General features: G+C 43.8%; 22 protein-coding genes. 16 read left to right on the forward strand and 6 right to left on the reverse strand.

Translation table 11 applies throughout. The features are described from left to right. Positions 1-13 precede the first annotated feature (13 nt). Positions 14-1105, forward strand: a complete 1092-nt coding sequence (xylF, locus tag MTR82_RS16400; protein ID WP_052652546.1) for a D-xylose ABC transporter substrate-binding protein — start codon at positions 14-16, stop codon at positions 1103-1105. Positions 1106-1160: 55 nt separating this feature from the next. On the opposite strand, the gene ald is transcribed toward xylF, so the two are convergent. Both ald and MTR82_RS16410 read right to left on the reverse strand, forming a co-directional pair. After that, positions 1161-2291, reverse strand: a complete 1131-nt coding sequence (gene ald / locus MTR82_RS16405) for an alanine dehydrogenase (protein ID WP_052652544.1) — start codon at positions 2289-2291, stop codon at positions 1161-1163. Between the two features lie 111 nt (positions 2292-2402). Beyond that, positions 2403-3653, reverse strand: coding sequence for a PucR family transcriptional regulator (locus MTR82_RS16410; RefSeq protein WP_246809929.1), 1251 nt, complete (start codon positions 3651-3653; stop codon positions 2403-2405). Between the two features lie 181 nt (positions 3654-3834). On the opposite strand from MTR82_RS16410, the gene MTR82_RS16415 reads away from it, so the two are divergent. Then, positions 3835-4701 (forward strand): PPK2 family polyphosphate kinase, encoded by an 867-nt coding sequence (locus tag MTR82_RS16415; protein WP_246809930.1) that lies wholly within the window; start codon positions 3835-3837, stop codon positions 4699-4701. A 277-nt stretch (positions 4702-4978) separates the two neighbouring features. Next, the gene (locus MTR82_RS16420) at positions 4979-5779 is read left to right on the forward strand and encodes an SDR family NAD(P)-dependent oxidoreductase (protein WP_246809931.1); all 801 of its coding nucleotides are present in this window, start codon (positions 4979-4981) and stop codon (positions 5777-5779) included. Positions 5780-5856: 77 nt separating this feature from the next. Here MTR82_RS16420 and MTR82_RS16425 read toward each other — a convergent pair whose 3' ends face one another. The 4 genes from MTR82_RS16425 to MTR82_RS16440 all read right to left on the reverse strand — a co-directional run bounded on the left by MTR82_RS16425 (position 5857) and on the right by MTR82_RS16440 (position 9614). After that, positions 5857-6825, reverse strand: coding sequence for a sugar phosphate isomerase/epimerase family protein (locus MTR82_RS16425; RefSeq protein ID WP_246809932.1), 969 nt, complete (start codon positions 6823-6825; stop codon positions 5857-5859). A 358-nt stretch (positions 6826-7183) separates the two neighbouring features. Then, a complete protein-coding gene (locus tag MTR82_RS16430; protein ID WP_246809933.1) occupies positions 7184-8056 on the reverse strand; it encodes a GNAT family N-acetyltransferase in 873 nt (290 codons plus the stop codon). 91 nt (positions 8057-8147) lie between these two features. Further along, a complete protein-coding gene (locus tag MTR82_RS16435; RefSeq protein ID WP_246809934.1) occupies positions 8148-8492 on the reverse strand; it encodes a hypothetical protein in 345 nt (114 codons plus the stop codon). A 297-nt stretch (positions 8493-8789) separates the two neighbouring features. Further along, the gene (locus MTR82_RS16440) at positions 8790-9614 is read right to left on the reverse strand and encodes an STAS domain-containing protein (protein ID WP_246809935.1); all 825 of its coding nucleotides are present in this window, start codon (positions 9612-9614) and stop codon (positions 8790-8792) included. Positions 9615-9943: 329 nt separating this feature from the next. Between MTR82_RS16440 and MTR82_RS16445 the strand changes: the two genes are divergently transcribed. From MTR82_RS16445 to MTR82_RS16505, 13 genes are all read left to right on the forward strand, one after another. Next, positions 9944-11011, forward strand: a complete 1068-nt coding sequence (locus tag MTR82_RS16445; RefSeq protein WP_246809936.1) for an S-layer homology domain-containing protein — start codon at positions 9944-9946, stop codon at positions 11009-11011. 170 nt (positions 11012-11181) lie between these two features. Next, positions 11182-11361 carry a glycine zipper domain-containing protein gene (locus MTR82_RS16450; protein WP_052652529.1) on the forward strand — a complete coding sequence of 60 codons (180 nt, stop codon included), beginning with the start codon at positions 11182-11184 and terminating at the stop codon, positions 11359-11361. 255 nt (positions 11362-11616) lie between these two features. Further along, complete coding sequence (locus MTR82_RS16455) at positions 11617-13995, forward strand: glycoside hydrolase family 65 protein (RefSeq protein ID WP_246809937.1); 2379 nt, start codon at positions 11617-11619, stop codon at positions 13993-13995. A gap of 64 nt (positions 13996-14059) precedes the next feature. Then, complete coding sequence (locus MTR82_RS16460) at positions 14060-15313, forward strand: sugar ABC transporter substrate-binding protein (RefSeq protein WP_246809938.1); 1254 nt, start codon at positions 14060-14062, stop codon at positions 15311-15313. Between the two features lie 109 nt (positions 15314-15422). Further along, positions 15423-16298: a carbohydrate ABC transporter permease gene (locus MTR82_RS16465; protein WP_052652525.1), complete on the forward strand. Its 876-nt coding sequence runs from the start codon at positions 15423-15425 to the stop codon at positions 16296-16298. Next, complete coding sequence (locus MTR82_RS16470; RefSeq protein WP_052652524.1) at positions 16298-17134, forward strand: carbohydrate ABC transporter permease; 837 nt, start codon at positions 16298-16300, stop codon at positions 17132-17134. The genes MTR82_RS16465 and MTR82_RS16470 overlap by 1 nt, the downstream gene beginning before the upstream one ends. 23 nt (positions 17135-17157) lie before the next feature. Beyond that, positions 17158-17874 (forward strand): YesL family protein, encoded by a 717-nt coding sequence (locus MTR82_RS16475; protein WP_246809939.1) that lies wholly within the window; start codon positions 17158-17160, stop codon positions 17872-17874. 54 nt (positions 17875-17928) lie between these two features. Continuing rightward, the gene (locus MTR82_RS16480; protein ID WP_246809940.1) at positions 17929-18945 is read left to right on the forward strand and encodes a LacI family DNA-binding transcriptional regulator; all 1017 of its coding nucleotides are present in this window, start codon (positions 17929-17931) and stop codon (positions 18943-18945) included. 43 nt (positions 18946-18988) lie between these two features. Then, complete coding sequence (gene pgmB, locus MTR82_RS16485) at positions 18989-19672, forward strand: beta-phosphoglucomutase (protein WP_052652518.1); 684 nt, start codon at positions 18989-18991, stop codon at positions 19670-19672. A 60-nt stretch (positions 19673-19732) separates the two neighbouring features. Beyond that, on the forward strand, positions 19733-22009 hold the full coding sequence (locus tag MTR82_RS16490) for a glycoside hydrolase family 65 protein (RefSeq protein WP_246809941.1): 2277 nt from the start codon (positions 19733-19735) through the stop codon (positions 22007-22009). Positions 22010-22389: 380 nt separating this feature from the next. Continuing rightward, positions 22390-23097 (forward strand): helix-turn-helix domain-containing protein, encoded by a 708-nt coding sequence (locus MTR82_RS16495; RefSeq protein ID WP_246809942.1) that lies wholly within the window; start codon positions 22390-22392, stop codon positions 23095-23097. Positions 23098-23195: 98 nt separating this feature from the next. Next, complete coding sequence (locus tag MTR82_RS16500; protein WP_246809943.1) at positions 23196-23531, forward strand: hypothetical protein; 336 nt, start codon at positions 23196-23198, stop codon at positions 23529-23531. Between the two features lie 115 nt (positions 23532-23646). After that, a complete protein-coding gene (locus MTR82_RS16505; protein ID WP_246809944.1) occupies positions 23647-24579 on the forward strand; it encodes an ROK family protein in 933 nt (310 codons plus the stop codon). The last annotated feature ends 61 nt before the right edge of the window (positions 24580-24640 follow it).

A 24640-nucleotide genomic window follows, 5' to 3' on the forward strand; every position in this document is an offset into this window, starting at 1 on the left:
AGGAGAGAAATCGATGAAGCAGTCCATTTATCAAATGCTGGTCCTTTTTCTCTTGCTGATTTTATGTATGGTTGGCGCTTCTGCCTGTGTGAAAGACGCGCCGAAGGAGGAGTTTCTGGCAGAACGGGAACCGCCGATTGATGAGAAGGGGCAGGAAAAGCCGGCCGGACAACCGATTAAAATTGGGTTTTCAATGGATACATTACTGGAAGAACGCTGGTTGAAGGACCGGGATCTGTTTAAAGAATCTATAGAGGCGCTTGGCGCGGAAGTGGAAATCTTGGCAGCGAACGGCAATGATGCCCTCCAGATTTTGCAGGCTGAAAAGCTGATCAGCGAAGGGGTCGACTTGCTGGTCATTGTTCCCCATAATGCGGAAGCTACGGCCGCCGTGGTCCATAAAGCGCATCAAGCCGGCATCAAAGTCGTTGCCTATGACCGGCTTGTTAAAAATGCAGATATTGATTTGTATATTTCATTCGATAACGAAAAAGTGGGGGAGCTCCAGGCGCAAGCCATGCTGGAGGAGGCGCCGAAAGGAAATTATGTCTATCTGGGCGGAGCTGAAACGGATAATAACGCCCACATGATGAAAAAAGGCGTTTACAATGTGCTGCAGCCATTAATCGATAAGGGCGATATCAAAATTGTCTACGATCAATGGACACAGGACTGGGCACCGGAGAATGCGAAGGAAAATATGGCTGCGGCTTTATCTGCGAATGGCGGAAAGGTAGATGCCGTTATCGCGGCAAATGATGCAACGGCAGGCGGCGCCCTCGAAGCGCTGAAAGGCTATGGCCTCGCTGAAAAAATCCCTGTTGCGGGCCAGGACGCAGAGCTTGCAGGGATTCAGCGGATCGTTCAAGGGACTCAAACAATGACCGTCTACAAACCGATCAAGACATTGGCGAAAGAAACGGCTGAACTGGCCGTAGCACTCGCAAAAGGAGAGAAAGTGGCGGTCAATCGCAAAGTCCATAACGGGAAAGCGGAAGTGCCGGCCGTATTTTTGTCCCCGGTAAGAGTGGATGGAACCAATTTGGAAGACACCGTGATTGCTGACGGCTTTCATTCAGAAACAGCTATTTACGGACCGCAATGACAAACTAAAAACCCTTGCTTTATCCAATATTCCAGGATAAAGCAAGGGTTTTTTCTTAGTTCAACGCAGCGGTTTTCTCGAGCGCTTCTTCTGCTGGTGTGTATTCGTAGCCCAAATCTTTTGCAACTGCTTCGTACGTGATGCTGCCATTTGCTGTGTTAAGGCCAAGTTTCAAAGCAGGATTTGAAAGGATGGCATTTTTAACGCCTTTATTGGCAATCTGCAAAGCGTACGTCATGGTCACATTTGTCAACGCGATTGTCGATGTTCTTGGAACAGCACCCGGCATGTTCGCTACCGCGTAATGCACCACTCCGTGTTTTACGTAAGTCGGGTCATCATGTGTCGTAATGCGGTCGGAAGTTTCAAAAATTCCGCCTTGATCAATGGCGATATCCACTACGACAGCGCCAGCCTTCATCGATTTGACCATTTCTTCTGTCACCAATTTAGGCGCTTTTGCACCTGGAATCAAGACAGCGCCGATGACCAAATCAGCTTCGCGTACAGATTCGGCAATATTAAACGGATTCGAAATCAACGTAGTCACGTCGTTTCCGAAGATGTCATCCAATTGGCGAAGGCGTTCCGGATTCAAGTCAAGAACCGTCACTTGCGCCCCGAGGCCGACAGCCATTTTCGCTGCGTTTGTACCAGCCACGCCGCCGCCGACGATAGTTACTTTTCCGCGCTGCACACCTGGAACTCCAGATAAGAGGATGCCTTGTCCGCCGTAGATTTTCTCAAGGAATTGAGCGCCGACTTGAGCAGCCATGCGTCCTGCCACTTCACTCATCGGTGTCAATAATGGAAGAGTCCGGTTGACTGAAACGGTTTCGTAGGCGATCGCAATCACTTGCTTCTCTGCCAATTCCTTCGCCAATTCCGGCTCAGCTGCCAAGTGAAGATAAGTGAACAAGATCAATCCTTCACGGAAATAATGGAATTCAGAAGCGATCGGTTCTTTCACTTTCATGACCATTTCGGCTGCCCAGGCCTCTTCCGCTGTAGCCACAATGTTCGCGCCGGCATCGATATAATCTTGATCCGTAAACGAACTGCCCATCCCTGCTTGCGTTTCAACCAGCACCGTATGGCCGTCTCTGAGGAAAGCGTCGACTCCTGCAGGTGTAATCGCTACACGGTTTTCGTTGTTTTTAATTTCCTTTGGAATTCCAATAATCATTTCTAGTTCCCCCTTGAAATAATGGTATGCGTGTAGAATCCATTATAGGTTGTAGAAAAGACTTTTACTTTGTGCGAAATGAAAAACCAAAAAGCTCTAATTTGTGAAAATTCACAAACGTTTCTGCTTTTCCCATTGCCGAATTTTCAAATCCAGGTAAACAGCCATTTTTTCATGGATGTTCTTGAGGTTCAACTGGCTGATTTCCGTGATTCTTTTTAGGCGATAGCTCATTGTATTTGTATGGATGAACATTTTTTTTGCGGCTTCATGGACGTTGCTGTCCTGCTGAATGAAAATTTCCAGGGAAGCCAGCAAATTTGTTTTGTTGTGCTGATCGTATTCTTCGAGCGCCGCAATCGCAGGGTGTTCATAATGGCTGGATCTTTTTTCTTCGATAATGACATCAAAATATTTGAACACGCCGAGTTGATGATAATGGGTGGCTTCTGCCAAATCGTCAGGAAAGTGGTCCTTGAGCTGAAGAACGCGAAGAGCTTCTTGGTAGCTTGTCTCCGCTTTCTCAAAATCTTTATAGACTGTTCCTGAACTGCCCTGGATGCCGTCGACCGTGAAACGGTTATGCATCTCCGAGATGAAAAAAGAGATGAAATCGTTGAAGGCTTTTTCGTCCGGCTGCGTGGGATGGGGCGAAGCGATTAAAATCAATTCATTGCGCATCACCACCATAAAATGGTTCGTGATCTTTTGGCTTGTCGTAATCAAATACGAAATGTTTTCTTCGATTTTGCGGCTGATTTCTTCTTCGAATTGAAAGACAAGAACGGCGTATCGAGCCGGCATCTTCAAATGCAGTTGGGAGAATTTTTTTTGGATATCCTCGCTTGATTTGAATTGGCCGGTCAGCAATTGCCAGAAAAAATCCTGGTAGTTTTCTTCTTTTTCTTTTCGCTGGCGATGAAGCTTTAACAGAAGCGGCAAAGCGGCAGCTGCTGCATCTTTTAAAAGCACTAATTCGCTATCGGATAACCGCTCGTTTTTATCGAGTACCCATATGTAGCCAAGCACTTCTGTGTTTCTTCGGATCGCAATTGCGACTCGGTCACGAAGTCCAATTTCAGCAATTTCAGGAATCCGCAAAGCAGCATCTGTATTCATCAGCTTCGGGATGATCCGTTCCTTCCATAAGCGGTTAATGACTTTTTCCGGGACACGCTGGCTCATGATGGTGCCGATTCTGGCAGAATCCGTGCTGTCTTCATGAGAACTATAAGCCAGCAAACGATGATTGGCATCTTCAATTGTCGCGGGGCAATCCAAAATCTCTTTTACGCTGTCCGCTAACTCTTGAAGCGTGCTGAATGGTTTTTTAAACGGGTTGTCCACGTGGGTTTCTTTCATACTACAGCTCCTTGCATCGGGTGCGATTCTATAAAATAAGTATAGCGAAAGTAGGTAAGCTGTGCCAGACAAGCATTGGACACAAATTAGGCAGTACGCCTCGTTTGCTGGAGATAGCTGCTGGGTACTGTAGGAGAAACGGTCGCACAAAACTTTGCACATACAAAGAGGGAGGGCCAGTATGGATACAAGTAAATATTTAGTAAAGAAAGAGGAACAAGTAAAACTGGAAAATTACTCAACCACTGAGGAAGATAGAACGTATAACAATGCAGCGATAAATGAAAAAATGGCGGAACGGATCGAGCGGCTAAAAGAATTGCACACGAAGCTTTTGGCGGAAGAAGAAAAAGGGATTGTGGTGGTGCTACAAGCAATGGATGCTGCTGGAAAAGACGAAGCCATCACCTATCTTTTTTCGAATTTGACCGCTCAAGGACTCAAAACAACATCATTTAAAAAACCGAGTGAAGCGGAATTGAAAATGGATTATTTGCGCAGATTTCAAAAAGGGCTTCCGGAAAGAGGCCAAATCGGCATTTTCAACCGTTCGTATTACGAAGAGGTCATCGCGCCGCGAGTGCACGATTTACTAAAAGAAACACCGTTGCCGGATGAATTGATTGATGAACAGATTTGGGATGTACGCTATCGCCAAATAACAGAATTTGAACGCTATTTGACAGAGAATGGCTTCCCGGTTGTCAAATTCTATTTCAATGTTTCCAAAGATGAACAAAAGAATAGATTATTAAAGCGCATGAAAGACCCGGAGAAAAACTGGGAATTTTCGTTCAATGACGTGAAAGAGCGGCAGCATTGGGATGGCTATCAGGAGATATTCGAAGATTTGATCACGAAGACATCGACCGAATTTGCCCCGTGGTACATTCTGCCAGCGGATAACGAAGAATTTTCAAGATACATCATCACGGAAGTCATGATTGAACTTCTGGAGGAAATCGACCCGCAATTCCCCGAAATTTCAGGAGAAGAAAAAGAGGAGTTGGAAAAAGCGGTTGAAATGCTGGAAAATGAATCATACTAAGCGGAAAAATAGCTTCTTCGGGCCGGGACCCTCTAGAAGCTATTTTTTATAGGAAAATTAAGTTGATCAACACCGTCAAAATGATGGATAGGATAATCGAAACGAGGAGGCTTCCCATACAAGACATGCGTATATTCATGTTCATCCCACCTTTATCAATCTTAATCTTTCTTTACCTATATAAAAGAGTTTCAAACCTGTCTGGCTGAACGGCAGCGTTTGAGCATGGCCAAAAAAGGAAAGAGAGGAGCAACAGCAAATTGAAGGAGGCAGCAATATGAATATTTTTTCTAAGGAAGCTTTAGCGCACAAACATATTCTCATCACTGGAGCAACAGGCGGCATTGGATATGAAACGGCAAAAACCGCTGCAGCGATGGGAGCAAAAATTACGGCAACGGGAAGAAATGAAGAAAAGCTGGATAAGCTGAAGGAAGAGCTGCTGCAGCTGACAGCAGAAGAAAATCTTTTTTTGATGCCTGCCGATCTGACAGATCCGAAAAGCCGTGAAGAATTGGTGGCCGCAGCAGAAGAAAAGCTCGGGTTTATTAATGGGCTGGTAAATTCCGCGGGAGTCGGGGGCGGCAATATGGTAGAAGCGCTCGATGAGGAAACCCTGGAGCAAGTGATGAATTTGAATTTCAACTCGACCTTGTTCCTAACGCAATTGGTGTATCAGCGCATGCTTGAACGAAAAGAAGGAGATATCGTTAATCTTGCTTCCCTATCCGGCTTGCGGGGAACCCACGGCAATTCCGCTTACGCCGCCAGTAAATTTGCGGTCGTCGGATGGACGCAATCCATGGCGGTAGAAGCGATTGAGCACAATATCCGCGTCAATGCCGTATGTCCGGGGTATGTCGATACCGAAATGGCTTGGAACAGCATCCGGAAGAAAGCGGAGAAGAAAGGGATTTCTTTTGAAGAAGGAATGGAAGAAGCGAAAAAAAGCATTCCTTCCGGACAGCTTTCGACGCCGCAGGAAGTCGCGAATGTCATCGTCTTTCTGTTAACAGATGCCGCGCCGAATATAGTCGGCGAATCGCTCAAGATTTCCGGAGGCAGCGTTATGAGGTAAAAGAAGCTTCAGATCACTTTAAATAGCCTGTAGAGAAAGACTCATTCCTTCTCTACAGGCTATTTGTTTTTGGCAGTTTAGGCCCACCACATTTGCCCGACGGACTCTTTGACCAACACCGGCTTTAAATTCTCAACCGCTTTTGTGAACCCTTCATCGATAGACATCAGGCCGTCTTCGTGTTCAATGCTGACGACATAGTCGTAGCCGTATAAACGCAGTGCACTGATGATATCTGCCCACGTTTTTTGATCATGGCCAAATCCCACGGTTCTGAAATACCAGGAGCGGTCTTGCATATTGGCATAATCGGTCATATCTGTCACACCGTTCCGATTCGTATTCGGCTGGTCGATCATAGTGTCTTTTGCATGGAAGTGATGGATGGCATTTTCTTTCCCTAAAATTTTGATGGCCTCAACAGGATCAATTCCTTGCCACCATAAATGGCTTGGATCCAAGTTTGCACCGATTGCCGGACCGCAAGCTTCCCTCAAGCGAAGCAGTGTAGCAGGGGTATGGACTGAAAATCCGCCATGGAGTTCCAAACCGATTTTTACCTGGAGCGATTCGGCCAAATCATTTTTTTCTTTCCAGTATGGAATCAGTTTTTCTTCCCATTGCCATTTCAAAACCTCTTGGAAATCATGCGGCCAAGCCGCTACGGGCCAATTCGGATAAAGCGCGTCTTCATGGTCTCCAGGGCAGCCTGAGAAAGTATTGACGACCGGAACGCCCAATTTGGAAGCGAGCTTCAATGTTTTTGTGATCGTCTCATCTGCCTCGGCAGCAATCGGTTTTTGAGGATGAAGCGGGTTGGAGTGGCAGCTTAATGCACTGATCATTAAACCATGCTCAGCGATTGCCTGTTTAAAATCTTGGAGCTTGCTTTCATCTCCGAGCAGCTCATCCACTTTGCAATGTACATCCCCAGGGTATCCGCCTGTTCCCAATTCGATTGCCTTGACGCCTTTTGAAGCGATATAGCTGAGCATTTCCTCAAAGTTTTTATCTGCAAATAATACTGTGAAAACTCCTAATTCCATTCTTAAAACCTCCTTTAAAATAAAGTTAGAAAATACAGAAATGTAATCCGTTACATTCAAAATATAGTGATAATCCTATAGAAAATCAAGGAAGTTGAAGAAATAAAAGGATTATTAACAGATATAAAAATTTTAAGGTAGAAACGCAATCGATTCCATGGATAGGGATGGAAAGGGAAGTAGGAATGCCTATAGCGAATTTTCAGCGAGCAGCAAAACAAGCAGGGGTTTCAGCAGGTACTGATTCAAGAGCATCGAAGAGGGAAAAGTAAAAATGCGCATAAAAGTAAATGGAGCTATTGCTGAAGCGGCAGAAACACAAAAAGTGGTAACCATTGAAAAAGAGTCTCTCCAGTTTTTATAGGAGAGACTCTTTTTTTGCAGATGTTCCGTAAAGCATCCATGGAGAAGGAAGCGTAAAAGGATGGTTTTCCGGGAGGGAAGCTGCCGCTTGCTTTGTCAGATCCATCCAGACAAAGCATTTTTCTTCAGCTGTGTCTGCCAGCTTCCGGTAATCCGCTGAAATGGTTTCCCATAAACCCGGCTGTTCCAGGAGATCGTCCCATGGGTAAATAGCCTGCAGGAAATTGTACTTCTTAAAATCTTTTTTTGTTATGAGGAGGCGTGTCGCATCTTCGTTTTCATAGAATTTCCACTTTAGCAGATCTTCATCTGTGAACAGATCCGGCGTGGCTGGGAAAGGATAGTAGCATTCATATGGAAACACCGCGCCGGTTTTAAGATAAAGGCGCTCCATCCAGGCTTTTTTGTGCGCTAAATCTTTTATTTCCGACCAAGGCGGACTGCCATTTTCCAGAGTGGAAAGGCCTTGGGCAGTGGCGCCATAGTCTGTTGAGTAAACATCCAAACCGAGTTTTTCAAGAACACGGCGTGCCGGAAGGTTATTCTCCTGGGTGTTTGCTCCGACCCAGCGGACCGTTGGATCGTTTTTGGCTTCGTTGAGTACATAATGGGTTAACTGAGTCGCCAAGTTTTTTCCGCGGGAACGGACATCGCTGCGGATCCGTCCTATCATCGCATGGCTATTGCCGAAAAGGGTGTAGCCGCAAACGCTGGCAAGGCGGCCTTCATGAAATAAGCCATAAAGGCGGTTCTGCCCAGTCACGAGCCGCTCAAAAATCCGAACGACATAGTCATCTTCAATTCCGGTTTCCATCGTTTTTAAGCAAGGGAAATCTTCGTGGTTTAACTGCCGGATCACTTGTTCCATTCCATCTCCACTCCTTGTTTCATTCATGCTTTTATTATAAACAAGTGAGCGTGGACTTTCCCGTACAATCCATTGCATGGAATGAGAGCGCTTATAATTTCTGTATAAAATAAGGAGTAATATAATATAGTTCTTTAGGTCTGCTGAGGGAAATTTTATACAATTCCTTGAAAACAGCTTCGGAAATAACGTACCGGGATATTTGATCCGGCAGTTCTTTCACTTTTTCCGGAGCTTCATCATACTTCACTTCATCAATATCGACCCAGAACGTGTCTGTTTTGCTATAAGTATGCAGGATGTTAGTATAGGTCGTTTCACGGGATAAACGGCAAAAAAGAGTAATAGTAGGAGAGTCACCTTCGTTATTAAAATCTTTGGATTTTAAAAAATAATAGTGGACAGCTTCTTGAACGATTATCTGTTTTTGGGACATAATCTTGAACTCCTTTGTAGTTGAATTCGATAAAAATCCCGTGGATGGCAACAACTTTTAATAGACATTTAGTAAGCAAAAAATACTATTTAATATTTTGTTTTATAGTTTATATGGTCTAATAATAGCTGGTCAAGTGCAAATACTCATAAAATTCAAAATATAAAAATAACTAAAAGTCCTATAAAATTTTATCTTTATAAATTAAATAAAAAACATGCGCTCCCTTCACCAAGGGGACGCATGTTGGAGAAATGCCCAATTCATTTAACTGCGGCAACGAAAAACAGATTAAATTTATGAAACCAAATATTCCTTCAATGCTTGCTGAAGCGTTCCGAGCGTTTTTGTTTTTTGATCGAACTTCAAATCGAGGTTAATCATTTTCCGGACTACTTCAGCCCGAAGACCTGTTATCACGGATTTGCAGCCCATCATAGCGGTACCGTCAATAATCTTCATCAAATGATGGATCACTTCAATTTCCATATCTGCAATTCCCGACATATCAATGATTAATGTCTGGATGCGGGAACGCCCGATTTCGGTAAGCACTTTCTCTTCTAAAATATTGGTGCGGAAAAAATCAATCGTGCCGATAAGCGGCAAGATGCAAACGGAAGAGTTGATCGGGATGATCGGTACTGAGAGATTTTCAACTAATTGCCGATGGGCAAGAAGCAGCGAATCTTTGTATGTAGAATAATTGATGAAAAATGTATTCAAAAATGAATCTAATCCCGTATTGACGGCCTTTTCCAATTGGAAGAAATCCGGTGCAAGTTCTTTATTCGTTTCTTCGTTGAATTTCTCGATAAACGTCCAAAGGGTTCTGCGGATCGCTTGAATCCATTCCAGTTTAAAGGAAAGGGCGATAGAGTGAGTTGCCCAGGCGATGCCTTCTTGCTTCGCAAATATCCGCAGTTCCTCTTCCTGTCCATCGATGATGTAACCAACTAATTTATGGGCATTCGTAATCAGATCGATATTTCCTACAGTTAGTATTTCATCTATTTTATCTTTCACATTAACTGCTTCAGAGAGAAGCTTGTTTTGGAATTCGGTTCGATAATCCTGGAAAAATTCTTTTAGTTCCATTGAATTTTGCAACGCATCTGCCATACAAATTTCTCCTTTAACTTTGATGTAAAACACATACCTATACCTCAAGTTATAAGTCTTTAAACCTAAAAAGTTCAAAATAATACGCAGTAAACATGAAATTCCAAAAAAATTGGTATTTTGTATAACGAGATTTTTGATGAATAATTATATTAGCACGTTATGAAAAGAAATGGATAGGTATTTTGACTATATTTTCTTGTTTAAAAATTATTGGTTAATTTTGTGTGAATTTTCCTATTATTATTTTTATTGTATTATTCGGATTTGAAGCTGTTCCTTGATATACTCGTTTTATCAAAAAAATATTATGGTAAAGGAGAGAGGATATGGCGAAATTCATTAAAGAAAATAAGGCAGTTTATCTGATTACTATGTTTATGATCGCCTTTATGTTAATTTTCTCTGCTTTTTCAAGCGATGTCCAGGCAGCTTCCAAGTTTAAAGATGTTCCCGAAACGTATTGGGCTTACCCGGCAATAAAAGAATTAACGGATGAACAAATTATACTCGGCTATACAGACGGATCGTTTAAACCGCATGTTCCAGTTACGCGGGCTCAAAGTGCGATGTTTATCGTGCGAGCGTTGGATCTCCCGGCTAAGAGTTATAGAGATCCCGGGTTTTCTGATGTGTCGCCAAAAACTTCCGGCTATGCTGAAATTGCAGCTTTAGTGGATATGGGCGTGTTAAGCAAAGCGAAAAAGTTCAATCCTTCGGAACCGGCAACACGGGGCCAAATGGCTAAAATGCTGGCGCTTGCTTTTGACTTGAAAGGATCGAGCAACCAAACGAAGAATTTTAAAGACGTGGCCATCGGCAATTCCTTTTATCCTTATATCGATGCGTTGGTTGCAAATGGGATTACGCAAGGGACTGCAAGTGACCGGTTTGGAACATATGATGACGTGACCCGTGTTCAAATAGCTGTCTTTATCAAAAAAAATCTGCAGCTAAACGAAGCACCGCCAGCCAATGGTTTGCCTGTGGTTCCATCGGTTCCAGCAGCCAATGAAAAGATCATGGATGAAATTGTGGTGTTGATCAATAAAGAACGGGCGAAAGTCGGCGCTCCATCCTTGAAAGTGGACGAAGGCGTGGAAGACATCGCACTGATTAAATCGAAGGATATGGTCGACAACAATTACTTCGCCCATGAATCTCCGACGCTTGGATTGTATTCCGACTTGCTGAAAAAAGCGGGGATCTCTTACCGGGCAGCTGGAGAAAACTTAGTGGCAGGCTATACGACTGCTGAAAGTGCAGTCGATGCTTGGATGAACAGCCCAAGCCATAAAAAAAATCTGTTGAATCCGGTTTACACGCATACGGGCGTCGGAACTTATACAGGCGGAGCTTATCAGATGTACCACACTCAAATCTTCATTGCAAAGTAGTAGAGCAACGGAAAGAAGTTGTCCAGAATAATGGAGGCAACTTTTTTTGCGCTAATATTCCACCAATTCATTTGGATTTAATCAGGAGATGGCTTATTATAAGGGAGAGTAGCAAGATCATCGAATCTGGCCAATGAAAATTCTTGATTGTGAGAAGAGGAGTGGTCAAAATGGCTGATAGAAATGACAAGGAAGGGAAAAAGCCGTTCATCGGGGTGGGCATCGCGATAGGAGTGGCAATCGGGGCAGCTCTTGGACAACTGTTCGGGAATTTGGCTGTTGGAATTGGCATGGGCATTGCCATCGGCGTTGCTATTGGGGCAGCCGTCGAGCAGAAACGCATTCAATAGCTGAGCAGTTTTGGGAAAGAGAAAGTGAGGCTAGCGGGCTAGTGAATGGGTTAATTTGCGTCCTTTCCCTTTAAAATTGATTGACTATTTAGTTTTTAAGATTTATAATGCGGGTAGAAAGCAATAAACCGGTCAAGTAACAACGCGTTTTATCGAACAGTCCTGTAGGGTCTCGGAATAAAACGTATATATTTTTTTATTTAACAAAAACGTTTTCGTAAAATGATACCGCTTACATCAAAAGGGGGTTTCATAATGCTGGATTATGCAAAAGGGGAAGGTGAACTGGAAAATTGGCTGATTTCTGAAACTGCGTTTTCTGCAGCCGAATTAGGGAAGTGCGAAGCGATCCTTTGTTTAGGCAACGGCTATATGGGCCTTCGTTCTTCAACAGAAGAATCGTATTTCCAGGAAAAAAGAAATTTTTTTATAAATGGAACTTTTAACCGTTCTCAAAAAAATGAAGTGACCGAATTGCCAAATCTTGCGGATTCTATCCAGATGGACATCCGGGTGGACGGCGAACGATTTAGCTTGGAGGTTGGGGAGACGAACGATTACCTCAGGCAATTGAATTTAAAGACGGCGGAGTTGAGCCGCTCCTTCATCTGGACTTCGCCAAAAGGCAAAATTTTATCCTTTAAATTTAGGCGCTTTGTGTCTTTGGAGCATCTCCACCTCCTTGGATTCAAAGTGGAAGTGAAAAGTTTATCCGGAAAGGTCCAATTCGCTTTCGATTCGGGCATCAACGCTCAAATGACGAATTCAGGATCCCAGCACTTTCTGGAAGGAGAACGCCGTATCTTCGATCACCGTTTTCTTCAGCTGACCCAAACAACTAATGAATCGGGGATTGATATAGTCCATCAAATGGTTCACCAGGTAAGCCGGAACGGAAAAGAAATCGATTTTGAGCCGGAAATGGACATGGAACGCAGAAAAGTCTGGCTAAATTATAGTGTCGATTTGCAGGAGCAGGACGTCTTAACAATTGAAAAACTGGTGACCGTACATACAAGCCGCGATAAAGAAAATGCAGTCGGCGGCTATGAACTAACAAAAATGCAGCAAGCTGCACTGGAAGAATTGAAACGGTTTGCTTTAACTGGATATGAAAAACTGTTTGAGATGCATCGGCAGGCTTGGCAAGAAAAAGTCTGGGATTTATATAGCTTTAACGTGGAAAGTGAAAAAGGCATTGATGAATTAGCTATCCGCTTTGCGATCTATCACCTGACCATTATGGCCCCGGCACATGATGAACGGATGGGGATTGGAGCCAAAGCGCTGAGTGGAGAAGGATACAAGGGGCATGCTTTTTGGGACACTGAAATTTTCATCTTGCCGTTTTTCATTTTTTCCAACCCGAAAGTCGCCAAATCGCTTTTAATCTACCGATTCCTTGGACTGGAAGGCGCCCACAAAAAAGCAGCTGCCCAAGGCTATAAAGGAGCGATGTACCCTTGGGAAATGGCGTGGCCGAAAGACGGGGAAACGACTCCGGAATGGGGAGATATCGATATCGTTACCGGCAAGCAATCGAAAATCTGGTCCGGTTTGATTGAACATCATATATCTGCCGATATCGCTTTTGCAGTTTACCAATACGAACAAGCGACCGGAGACCAGGAATTTATGGATGCATACGGCTATGAAATGATTTTCGACACCGCTGCCTTCTGGGCTAGCCGCCTGGAATGGAACAGCCAAAAAGAGCGCTACGAAATAAATGATGTAATTGGGCCGGATGAATACAAGGAACATGTCGATAATAATGCGTTCACCAACTACATGGCGCATGCCAATCTGAAAATGGCGTTTTACTACTGTAGAGAGTTAAAGGAAACCAATCCGGAAGTATTCAAAAAGCTTTCGAAAAAAATGGATTTGGAAAGCCTGATTCCTGAATGGCGCGAAAAAGCGGCAAACGTCTATTTGCCGGAGCCGCGTGAAGAAGATTTCATTATTCCGCAGGATGATGCGTATCTCGGACTCAAAAAAATCGATTTATCAAAGTACAAAAATCAGGCGAAAGTAAGGGCTATTTACCGCGATTACAATTCAGAGCAAATCAATAAGCTGCAAGTAACCAAACAAGCAGATGTACTCGTTTTGCTGTATTTGCTGGAGCAGCTGTCGATCGATGGCGTCCGGAAATTCCCTAAAGAGGTTAAGCAAGCGAATTTTGATTTTTATGAGCCAAGGACGCTGCATGATTCCTCTCTCAGCACGGCAACCCATGCCATTTTAGCCAGCGATTTAGGCTATCAGGAACTTGCATATTCCTTGTTCCAAAAAAGCATTGAAATCGATCTTGGCGAACAAATGGATACCTCCGACGATGGCGTCCATGCTGCTGCAATCGGCGGCCTCTGGAAAACAGCCGTGTTTGGCTTTGCAGGAATTCGCATGAAGCAAGGCAAGCTGGCCATCCATCCAAGGCTTCCGGCCAATTGGCGCTCTATGGAATTCAACATACAGTGGCAAGGTCATAAGCTGCACTTAGCCATCCGCAAAGATCATTTTACCGTCACCGTAGAAGGGATGGGGAAAGTCGCTTTTGAATCATTCGGACAAATGTTCGAATGCGAAAATAGCATCCAAGTTCCACTGGGAGCTAACTTACATCGGTAGTTATAAAATGATCCATCATTTTATTTACTATAGCAATCCATACTTTTAGAAGGGGGAGTTTGCATTGACAAACCAGAAGAAAGTTTTGCGTGCACTTTTTTTAGGTCTAGTAATGCTGCTGTTGGCAGCGTGTAGCGGAGGAGGGGACGATGAAGGCGGGAGCTCGGGAGATTCAGGCGGCGATTCGTCAGGGAAAAAAATCACGATTTTCCAAAGTAAAGTTGAAATTTCGGATCAGCTGGAAGCCTTGGCCCAGGAATACACGGATGAAACCGGCGTAGAGGTAGAGGTATTAGGAACAACTGGAGACGATTATTTCCAACAGCTTCAAATCCGGATGAACAGCAATCAAGGACCTTCTATTTTCAGTATCCAAAACATTACGGAAGCTGAACGGTTGGAATCTTATCTTTACGATTTAAGTTCAGAAGACTTTGTAGCGGATATTGCACCGGATATGGAGTTGAAAGTCAATGACAAAGTCGTGGGCATTCCATATGGAGTCGAAGGATTTGGGTTAATTTACAACAAAGATTTAGTGAAACCGGAAGATGTAAAAGATTATGAGTCATTTGCCAGCACACTTGAGAAATTCAAAGGAGAAGATATTACAGGTCTCGGTTTGGCGCAAGACGCTTACTTCCTAATTGGCCACATGAGCAACTATCCATTCTCTTTGCAGGAAGATCCATATGCATTCATTGAGCAATTGAATGCTGGGGAAGTAACAATGGCCGAAACACCGGAATTCCAGGAGTTCGGCAAATTTATGGAAACAATTAAAGAAAATACGCCAACGCCTCTAAGCGTTACGTATGACCAGCAAATCGGGGACTTCGCTTCAGGCAAATCAGCGATGATCCACCAAGGAAACTGGGCATGGGGAATGCTGTCCGAATTTGATATGGACTTTGAAGTCGGCATGCTGCCGTTCCCGCTTGATGGCAACGACAAATTGGCAGTCGGAGTCGGCAGCAACTGGGCTGTCAACGGTGAAAAAGATGAAGCTGAAATTCAGGCTGCCAACGATTTCTTGAACTGGATGTTTACGAGCGAGACGGGCCAGCGCTACATTGTTGAAGAATTTGGCTTTGTCCCAGCGATGACGAACATTGAAGCAGGAGATCTTGATCCACTATCGCAAGCAGTCTTGGAAGCAAGCAACAGCGGGGAAACAATTCCTTGGTCGCAAGGTGCTTACCCTGCAAACATCGTACCGAATGACTTGACGCCGGTTGCTCAACAGTTCTTTACGGATGATATGTCCGGCGAAGAATTCATTGAAGCTCTGGATGCCGCATGGCAAGGCGCACAGTAAATAAGTGTTGAATAGCTGGACACGCCTCTTCGGCGTGTCCACTATTCCTTATAAAATCGTATCCGATTTTTCCTCTTTACATTTCAGGGAGTAGAAAGAAGGGAAAGACGTGGCAAATAAAAACAAAAGAAAATGGTTCGTCTTGTTCGTCGTGCCGTTGCTATTTATTTTTACGACCGTAGTCATCATACCTTTTCTGATCGGCATCTATTATGCCTTCTTCGAGTGGGATGGAATTTCAGCCAATCCGATGGAGTTTGTCGGACTGGATAACTTTGGCAAATTGTTTGACGATGACCAATTCTTGCGGTCAGCTTGGCTGACTACTCTTTTTACCGTTTTATCGGTCATCACCATCAATGTGGTAGGCCTTGCGTTTGCGCTGCTTGTCACATCGAAGATTCGAACTGCGAATGCGGCGAGAACCTTATTATTTATGCCTTACTTGATCGGCGGATTGATCCTCGGGTACATCTGGCAATTTGTATTCCTGGACGTTTTTGAGTTTTTAGGGGAATTGACCGGATTGACGGATGTTTTCTTCAACTGGTTGATCGATCCCGAGTTCGCGCTCTATGCGCTTGTGTTTGTATTTACGTGGCAAATGGCCGGCTATGTCATGATCGTTTATATTGCGGGAATCCAGGCCATTCCGAATGACGTTGTGGAAGCGGCCAAAATCGACGGGGCCACGCCTTGGCAGCGGTTTATGAGAATCACGTTGCCGCTCTTGATGCCTGCACTTACTATCAGCCTGTTCTTGACACTGTCATCCGCTTTTAAAATCTACGATGTCAACCTTTCACTGACTGGCGGCGGGCCGGCAAATGCGACTGAATTGTTCGCAATGAATATTTACAATGAAATTTTCGGCAGCGGCAATTATGGCTTCGGACAAGCAAAAGCCATTGTTTTCTTTGTGATTGTAGCAGCGATTACGTTAACCCAAGTTTATTTGACGAAGAAACGTGAGGTGGAGATGTAATGAAAAAAGCTTCCGGGTGGATTAAATCGATTTTGTTGATCTTATTGGCGCTCTTTTTCCTTTCTCCGATTTACATCATCTTCGTCAACTCGTTTAAAGACCGGCAGGAGCTGTACGAAAATGCCTTGTCTTTGCCTGAGAGTTTCAGTTTTCAATACTATATAGAAGCAATGGAAAAGATGAATTTTGTAAGCGCGCTGTTGAATTCGCTTTACGTCACCATTGTTTCGGTCATCTTTATCGTTGTTTTGTCTTCAATGACGGCTTGGATGCTCGTGCGGACGAACAATAAATTAAGCACGTTTATCTTCATGACTTTTATTGCAACGATGCTCATTCCATTCCAGACATTAATGATGCCGCTGATGCAATTTATCAGCACCATCACACAGGATTTAGGCATTCCGATGTACAACACCCATGAAGGGCTGATCTATATGAACATCGGTTTCCACTCAGCCTTATCGGTATTTCTTTATCATGGCTTCATCAAATCCATCCCCATTACACTGGAGGAAGCTGCGACAATTGACGGGGCTTCGAAATTCGGTGTGTTTTGGCGCATCATTTTCCCGATGTTAAAACCGATTACGGCGACGGTCATGATTTTAAATGTCATCAGCATCTGGAATGACTTCCTCTTGCCGTCCCTGACTTTGATCGACAAAGGTCTGCGGACGATTCCTTTATCGACGTTCTATTTCTTCGGCGAATTCACGATTCAATGGAATTTAGCCATGGCAGGGCTGACCTTGACGATCATTCCGGTCATCATTTTCTATGCCTTGGCACAAAAACACATCATCAAAGGGATTGGCGAAGGGGCCGTAAAATAATACGCTGAAAAGGAGGGCAAAGCATGCGTGATTTCACAGGGTTCACTGGAATTTTATATGCAGCAGCTGAATGGATCATGCGGTTTTCAGTGGTGAATATTTTATGGTTTCTGCTCAATCTGCCTGTGCTGCTGATCGTATCGAGCTTGTATTTGAACGGCTTTGAGGCAGGCTTTGTCTGGTATTTGATGCCGGTGCTCATTTTCATTCCACTGCTTTCAGTACCAAGTACCATCGCTGTTTTCTCGATGGTGCGCGGCTGGATTATGCATGCGCACCAGCCATCGCTGATCAAATCCTACTTCTCTTATTTAAAAAAAGGCTATCGAAAAAATCTTTTAGCCGGAGTGATTCTGCAAAGTTTCTGGGCAGTGTGGCTGATTGATTATTATTTCTTTCAAGCACAAAATGCGCTTTTGGAAATCGTGTTCATTGTGATTGGAATCGGGTTGTTTGTATACACAATCAATTTCTTTTCATTGACTTCGCATTATCGGATGAGCATCCGGGGCAGGCTGAAAAACGCTTTTTTCATAACGGTCGGGAATCCTTTGATGAGCGGCTTTATTTTGATTTGCAATCTGTCGCTCTTTTATGTGGGCATGACAGAATTGCTGTTCTTGTTCCCGTTTTTTATCTGCAGCTTAAGCGCTTATCTCTCATTTCTCGCTTTTTACCGGTTTAGCCTTAAAGTCCAAACAAAAGCGCAGCTCGATAAAACGGGGAATCTTCTGCAATAGGGGGGACCCTATCGGGAAGACGATAATTTAAAACAGTGGGATGTGAGAATATCATTGGCGACCATCAAAGATGTGGCAAAAAAAGCGGGCGTCTCGATCAGCGTAGTCTCCAAAACTTTTAATAATTACTCGGACGTCAGCGAAGAAACGCGGCAGCGCATATTGGAAATAGCGAAAGATCTGGATTATTCGCCTAATATTGTAGCGAAGAATTTATCATCGAAAAAACAGCTTACTTTCGGACTTATTTCTTCAGGTGTATTGAATAATAATGAAAAAGACAATAATGCCTTTGATATTTTCAAAGGTGTATATAAAGCCGTTTCTGAAAGCCCTTATGAATTATCGATTTACTTGATTGACTCGCTTAGCCAGAAACAGCAAAGCTATCTTCAGTATTGCCGGGAACGGAATATTGGAGGAGCCATTTTGCAAGGGATACGGACAGACGATCCCTATTATAAAGAGCTGATCGATACCAATGTCCCCTGTGTGGTTTTAGATATCATGACCGAAACCGAAAATGGGTTGATTGGAAGTGTATCGATTGATAACGCTCGAGCTGGCAGGGATATAGCAGGCTTTTTGTTAAAAAATGGTCACCGGGATATCGTCGTCGTCGCGGGAACTCGCGAAACCTACGTCAATAGCGAAAGGCTGAAAGGGGTACAGCAGGCTTATCGGGAAGCTGGTTTAGAGCTGGAAGAAAACCACATCGTCTATGCGGATTTTTCTGAACAGCAAGCTTTTGCTGCGGCAAAAAAACGTTTGAAATTCCATAAGCCTACTGCTTTTCTCTGCTTCAGCGATTTGATGGCATTTGGCGTGATGAAAGCCATTGCCGAAGCCGGATTTTCAGTGCCGGAAGATATTTCGGTGACAGGTTTTGATGATTTAGTGTTTAGCAGCTATACACAGCCGGCACTGACTACCATTCAGCAAGACTTTGTTGAAATTGGCAGGAAGTCAGCGAAATTGCTGCAGGAATTGAAGGAAGGCAAGCAGGGACAGCAGCATCTCTATGTGGAGCATCAATTAATTGAACGGCAAAGCGTAAGAAAGCTGAAATGATTTACAAGTTTCTAGCGAATTATAGATAGAGAGGACAGATGGCATGACATTTTATCCAAAAGCGTTTATCTATGATCTGGACGGTATCATTACAGATACGGCAGAATATCATTTTCTCGCTTGGCAAAAGATGGCAGAGGAATTGGGCATTCATATCGACCGGACATTCAATGAGCGGCTGAAAGGGATTGGCCGAATGGAATCGCTCCAATTAATTCTTTCGCTTGACCCTTCCGCTTCAAATCTATCTGTTGATGAAAAAGAACAACTGGCGCTAAAGAAAAATGAATATTATTTAGAGATGATTGAGCGGATGGGGCCAAAAGACATTTTGCCTGGCATCGAAGAGCTGCTGCATGCCAACAAACAGCATGGCATTCGAATTGCCCTTGGCTCGGCGAGCAAAAACGCCAAACATGTTCTGGATCTGCTCGGCTTGACAGCTGAATTCGATTATATTGTGGATGCTTCAACAGTGAAAAAAGGAAAGCCGGATCCTGAAACGTTTACGGCTGCAGCAGATGCCTTAAACGTGCCTTACAGCGAATGCATCGGTATTGAAGACTCGGCAGCAGGACTCGAAGCGATCAATAGCGCCAATATGTTTTCAGTGGCGGTAGGAGATAAAGCGCATCTTCCGAATGCTGACTATTTAGTCGCTGCCACAAATGAATTGAAGTTTGAGGAAATCATTAACCAATACAATCAAAAAAAGGCAGCGAATTAATTTATTCACTGCTTTTTTAATGAACTGCTGCAGATGGAAGCAATTGAGGAGTGAAACACGATGGTATGGAAACTGACAAAAAATGAAGTAGATAATCATAATCTTCTGCTGGACGAAAGCATCTTGTCTCTAGGAAATGGCTATTTGGGGGTGAGGGGGAATTTCGAGGAAGGATATCCCGAAACCTTCAGCTCAATTCGCGGAACTTACATCAATGCATTTCATGATGAAACGGAAATTACGTATGGTGAAAAGTTATATGGCTATCCGGTCATGCAGCAAAAAATCTTGAATGTCATTGACTCGCAGGGCATTGAGATTTATTTTGATGATGAAAAATTCTCTGTTTTTGAAGGGGAATTGTTTCATTTTGAGCGGAATCTGCACATGGATCAAGGGTTCGCTGAACGGATTGTCCATTGGAAATCACCAAAAGGAAGAGAAGCGAAGCTTCATTTTAAACGGATTGTTTCTTTTATTACCCGTGAATTATTTGCTCAAGAAGTGACCATCGAAGCGATCCAAGGCATTCAGGAAGTGAAAATCGTCTCCAGTTTGGAAGGGGAAGTAACGAATTTCGTTGATCTTAATGATCCGAGAGTTGCATCGGGACATGCAAAGCGGCTCGATGTCATCGAGGTGCGGAGTGAAGATGCGTATAATCTAATTAAGGATTTAACATATGTTACGGAACTGGAAGTGGCATGCATCAGTTCTTCGCATATTGAAGCTGTTGATCCTCATTACAGCAAAACGGTCGGGAAATCGAGAATTGAAGAAGTGTACGTTTGCGCTTCTTCTGGAGAACCTATTCGATTTACGAAATACAATATTTATACGGACTCACTGCGGCACGGGGATGAGTTGGTCGAAGTTGCCCTGCCTTTGCACGAAAAAGTGAAGCTTCAAGCATTCGATGACCTGGTGGCGGAGCAAGGAATGTACATGGCCCGTTTCTGGAAAAATTCAGATGTGGTCATTGAAGGAGATGAAAAGCTCCAAGAAGGCATCCGCTTTAACCTGTATCAGCTCCTCCAGTCGGTCGGGAAAGATCCATACAGCAATATCGCGGCAAAAGGGCTTTCAGGAGAAGGCTATGAAGGGCATTATTTTTGGGATACGGAAATCTTTATGTTCCCGGTCTTTTTAATGACCAATCCGGAAATTGCAAAAAACTTGCTGCTGCACCGCTATTCGATTTTAGACAGTGCACGGGCGCGGGCGAAAGTCATGGGCCATGAAAAAGGCGCGCTGTTTCCTTGGCGAACGATCAACGGCCCTGAAAGTTCGGCATTTTTCCCAGCCGGTACGGCTCAATATCATATAAGTGCAGATATTGCTTACAGTTATATTCAATATTATCTCGTAACGAAAGATGAAGAATTTTTGCAGGACTATATGGCTGAAATGTTATTTGAAACAGCCCGATTATGGGTGGATACCGGACATTTCCACAACAATCAATTTAAAATCGATAGTGTGACAGGGCCGGATGAATACACATGCGTCGTCAACAATAACTATTACACTAATAAGATGGCACAGCATAATCTCTTATGGGCTGAAAAAGTCTATCGGCTTTTGGAAGAAAAAGCGCCTTCGCGTTTGGAAGAAGTGGCGGAAAAGCTCGAGCTAACGGAGGAGGAAGCCGAAAAATGGAAGGAAGCAGGGGGCAAAATGTACCTTCCGTATCATGAAGAACTGAAAATCCATGCGCAGGACGATAGCTTTTTGCAGAAATCGAGATGGGATCTGGAGAAGACGCCGGTCGATAAGTTTCCGTTGCTGCTCCACTATCATCCTTTGACGCTTTACCGCTATCAAGTGTGCAAACAGGCAGATACGGTACTTGCCCATTTCTTATTGGAAGACGACGTCGACGAAGAAACACTTAAGAATTCGTACGATTATTATGAAGAAATCACCACGCATGATTCTTCTCTTTCTTATAGTGTTTTCAGCATCATGGCCTCAAAACTCGGCTATCAGAAAAGGGCGTACAACTACTTCCGCGAAACTGCCCGGTTGGATTTGGATAATACCCATGGCAATACAAAAGACGGATTGCACATGGCGAATATGGGAGGAACTTGGTTGGCCATTGTTTACGGATTTGCCGGGCTCCGTGTAAAAGAAACCGGGCTCTATCTGAACCCGATGCTTCCCGAACAATGGCAGTCGTTCCATTTCCATTTTCAATACTTAGGGCGGCTGATCAATATCCATATTGAAAAAGACGCTGTTTCCTATGAATTGCTCGAAGGGGATGAGTTGACTATATGGCATCGAGGGGAGGCGGTAGCGTTAAAACAAAACCGCCGGCTTCAAGTCCGCTGAATAGCCCGAAGAAGGCTGTCATTCGAAAAAATGAATCGATGAAAAAGAAAAACCGGAAACTTTTGTTTCCGGTTTTTTGGTTTTCATGAAAAATTTTCTAAAAAGATAACTTATTTTAAAATGGGTATTATAAGCCGTAGCATATCAAAAGAATGACTCCCTATAATCATGATAAGAATCTGAGTAACCTGAGGGAGGAGGGACCAAACGCACATCCCGTTTAATCAAAATCTCCTGCATTTTTAACCGGTTAAAGAGATATAAAGTGAATTTAAAGTGAAAAATATCAAAATGGCATAAAAATATGATTTATTTTATAGAAATTAAAAGATATCAAATATATAATAAATACATAAGTAACTTAGGGCAGGGGAGCTAATGTGGACGTACTGAAAGATTTTGGCAAACGAATTAAAGAGCTTCGCATCAATTCCGGAATGACGCAAGAAGCATTAGCCACTCGTGCTGACTTGGATCGATCGTATGTGGGGGCAATCGAACGAGGGGAAAAGAATTTGTCATTGGTCAATATTGAAAAATTGGCGAATGCGATGGGCATTGATTTGTATTATCTTTTTGAAGATGAGCGCTTTGCTGCTCGGCTGGCATCGGTGAAGAAAGAGCTGAAAAAGCCGCTGGAGTCTAGATTCGTTTGTCTGGTCAATCTGGAAGCACAACTTCTCTGGCTGAAAATTACTGGCCCTCTAACTGAGAGTGATGTCGCGCATATTTCGAAATATGTGAAAAGCCAAATTTTGTTAATGGAAAAAGGCGAGATTAAGATGCTGATCGATAATCGGCTGATGGTAAAAGAAGGGCAGGCGTTCGTTTTCAATCCGGATGCTTATGATGCTTGGGAGGAACTTCAAATTTGGCTGATTCCTCACCTGAAGCGAGTTGCGGTATTATGCAATTCCAAATTCATGCAGAACCAACTCGAACGCATGGCGAACAGAAGTGGGATTGTATCAATTTCAAGACGGATCTTCAACGGAAATTTTGAGGCTGGAAATAAGGAAGCATATGCATTCCTCGGCATTACAGAAGACCAATTGCCGCAAGAAAACGCGCGGCAAACGGAAATATAAAAAAGTTTATTCTACTCATTAAGGGGTAACCCTTGCTTCGATAAATGTCTTGGAAATAGACAATCTCAGTTTCAGAGCGGAAAAGGAGCTGTGGGAATATGACTTGCCATCAACCAATAAGTGCAGAAACGGTAAGATTTCAATTCATGCGTGTCAAAGATACGCATGTGGAAGACAATATTAAATACATTACCTTATTTGCCCGGCTCACGCTGAGAAATGCTTACAGAGCAAAAAGTGTATGGGTGGAAATAGATGAAGTGAAATGGGATCAAGCACCTCAAAAACTGAAGGAAATGCCGGATGCCATGCACTTTTATACAATAGACGAACCCATTTTTAAAGAGTTGTATCAGATTTCGAAAGACCGTTATGAAGAGCTTTATTTTGTAACGCCTTTCTATAAAGCAAGCGAAACGAAAAGACTCGGCTGATTTATTTGGCCAAGCCCTGCCTGCCATTTTTTGGCGGGCAGGGCTTTTAATTTGGTTATCCGCTGGAATTTCCCTTACGATATGGGAGTGAAGGGTTTACAAAGGAGGCCGGATAATGGAATACGCAATTGGCGTGGATATTGGCGGAACGAAAATAGCGGTGGCAGTGGTTGAACAGTCTGGAAAAATCACTAGCAAAACAGCATTTCCAATGGATTTGTCGAAATCGCCTGATGAGGTGATGGACGAAATTATTCAAGTTATTCAGAAAGCTATCCAGGGCCAAGCGGGGAAAGAAACGGATCTTTTAGGCATTGGCGTAGGCGTGCCAGGACCTCTTGATACGCGGACAGGAGTGGTCCATAGACCTCCTAATTTGTCGTCTTGGATTGATGTCCCAGTTAAAGAGATGTTAGCAGCAGCTTTTGCTGTTCCCGTTTTGATCGAGAACGATGCCAATGCTGCTGCTCTTGCGGAAAAATGGGTTGGTGCTGGAAAAGACAGCTTGAATTTCACTTATTTAACGATAAGTACAGGAATCGGAGCTGGCATTGTTGCCAATGGACGATTGCTCAGCGGAAGCCGAGGCAATGCCGGAGAGATTGGCCATACCGTGATGGATCCCAGTTACGGCCTCTGTTCTTGCGGCCAAATTGGCTGTTTGGATTTGATTGCTTCCGGCCGGGCGATTGCAAAAAACGGTTCGGAAATCATCGGGCAGAAGCTGACGACTAAAGCCGTGTTTGAGTTATATGGCTACGGCTATGAAGAATTGGATCGATACATAGACCATGTTTTTTGGGCATTAGGAGCTGCCAGTGTTTCTTTAGTGAATATGCTGGATCCGGAGAAAATCATTGTTGGAGGCGGCGTTTCCCAAATGGGGAATCTCTTGTATCAGCATATGGAACGCTATATCCAAACGCATGCATTGAATCCTGCCGGAAGAAGGACGAAAGTAGTGCCTGCAGAGTTGAGTGAACATGCAGGAGTCATCGGAGCGGCAGCACTTTGTTTTTCTACTTTTGCATTGGAAACGAATGCGTAAGCTGGATTTCCCGGTTTTGTTTTAGAAGAAAAGGAATAGGCAATAGAAAAATAGAAGCTTT

It is taken from the genome of Planococcus ruber, assembly GCF_022819085.1.
In the GTDB taxonomy this organism is placed as follows: domain Bacteria; phylum Bacillota; class Bacilli; order Bacillales_A; family Planococcaceae; genus Planococcus; species Planococcus ruber.

Excerpts from the sequence above, each read along its gene's own strand:
- xylF (WP_052652546.1), top strand. The coding sequence starts at position 14 with ATGAAGCAGTCCATTTATCAAATGCTGGTCCTTTTTCTCTTGCTGATT.
- ald (WP_052652544.1), bottom strand. The coding sequence starts at position 2,291 with ATGATTATTGGAATTCCAAAGGAAATTAAAAACAACGAAAACCGTGTA.
- MTR82_RS16410 (WP_246809929.1), bottom strand. The coding sequence starts at position 3,653 with ATGAAAGAAACCCACGTGGACAACCCGTTTAAAAAACCATTCAGCACG.
- MTR82_RS16415 (WP_246809930.1), top strand. The coding sequence starts at position 3,835 with ATGGATACAAGTAAATATTTAGTAAAGAAAGAGGAACAAGTAAAACTG.
- MTR82_RS16420 (WP_246809931.1), top strand. The coding sequence starts at position 4,979 with ATGAATATTTTTTCTAAGGAAGCTTTAGCGCACAAACATATTCTCATC.
- MTR82_RS16425 (WP_246809932.1), bottom strand. The coding sequence starts at position 6,825 with ATGGAATTAGGAGTTTTCACAGTATTATTTGCAGATAAAAACTTTGAG.
- MTR82_RS16430 (WP_246809933.1), bottom strand. The coding sequence starts at position 8,056 with ATGGAACAAGTGATCCGGCAGTTAAACCACGAAGATTTCCCTTGCTTA.
- MTR82_RS16435 (WP_246809934.1), bottom strand. The coding sequence starts at position 8,492 with ATGTCCCAAAAACAGATAATCGTTCAAGAAGCTGTCCACTATTATTTT.
- MTR82_RS16440 (WP_246809935.1), bottom strand. The coding sequence starts at position 9,614 with ATGGCAGATGCGTTGCAAAATTCAATGGAACTAAAAGAATTTTTCCAG.
- MTR82_RS16445 (WP_246809936.1), top strand. The coding sequence starts at position 9,944 with ATGGCGAAATTCATTAAAGAAAATAAGGCAGTTTATCTGATTACTATG.
- MTR82_RS16450 (WP_052652529.1), top strand. The coding sequence starts at position 11,182 with ATGGCTGATAGAAATGACAAGGAAGGGAAAAAGCCGTTCATCGGGGTG.
- MTR82_RS16455 (WP_246809937.1), top strand. The coding sequence starts at position 11,617 with ATGCTGGATTATGCAAAAGGGGAAGGTGAACTGGAAAATTGGCTGATT.
- MTR82_RS16470 (WP_052652524.1), top strand. The coding sequence starts at position 16,298 with ATGAAAAAAGCTTCCGGGTGGATTAAATCGATTTTGTTGATCTTATTG.
- MTR82_RS16475 (WP_246809939.1), top strand. The coding sequence starts at position 17,158 with ATGCGTGATTTCACAGGGTTCACTGGAATTTTATATGCAGCAGCTGAA.
- pgmB (WP_052652518.1), top strand. The coding sequence starts at position 18,989 with ATGACATTTTATCCAAAAGCGTTTATCTATGATCTGGACGGTATCATT.
- MTR82_RS16490 (WP_246809941.1), top strand. The coding sequence starts at position 19,733 with ATGGTATGGAAACTGACAAAAAATGAAGTAGATAATCATAATCTTCTG.
- MTR82_RS16500 (WP_246809943.1), top strand. The coding sequence starts at position 23,196 with ATGACTTGCCATCAACCAATAAGTGCAGAAACGGTAAGATTTCAATTC.
- MTR82_RS16505 (WP_246809944.1), top strand. The coding sequence starts at position 23,647 with ATGGAATACGCAATTGGCGTGGATATTGGCGGAACGAAAATAGCGGTG.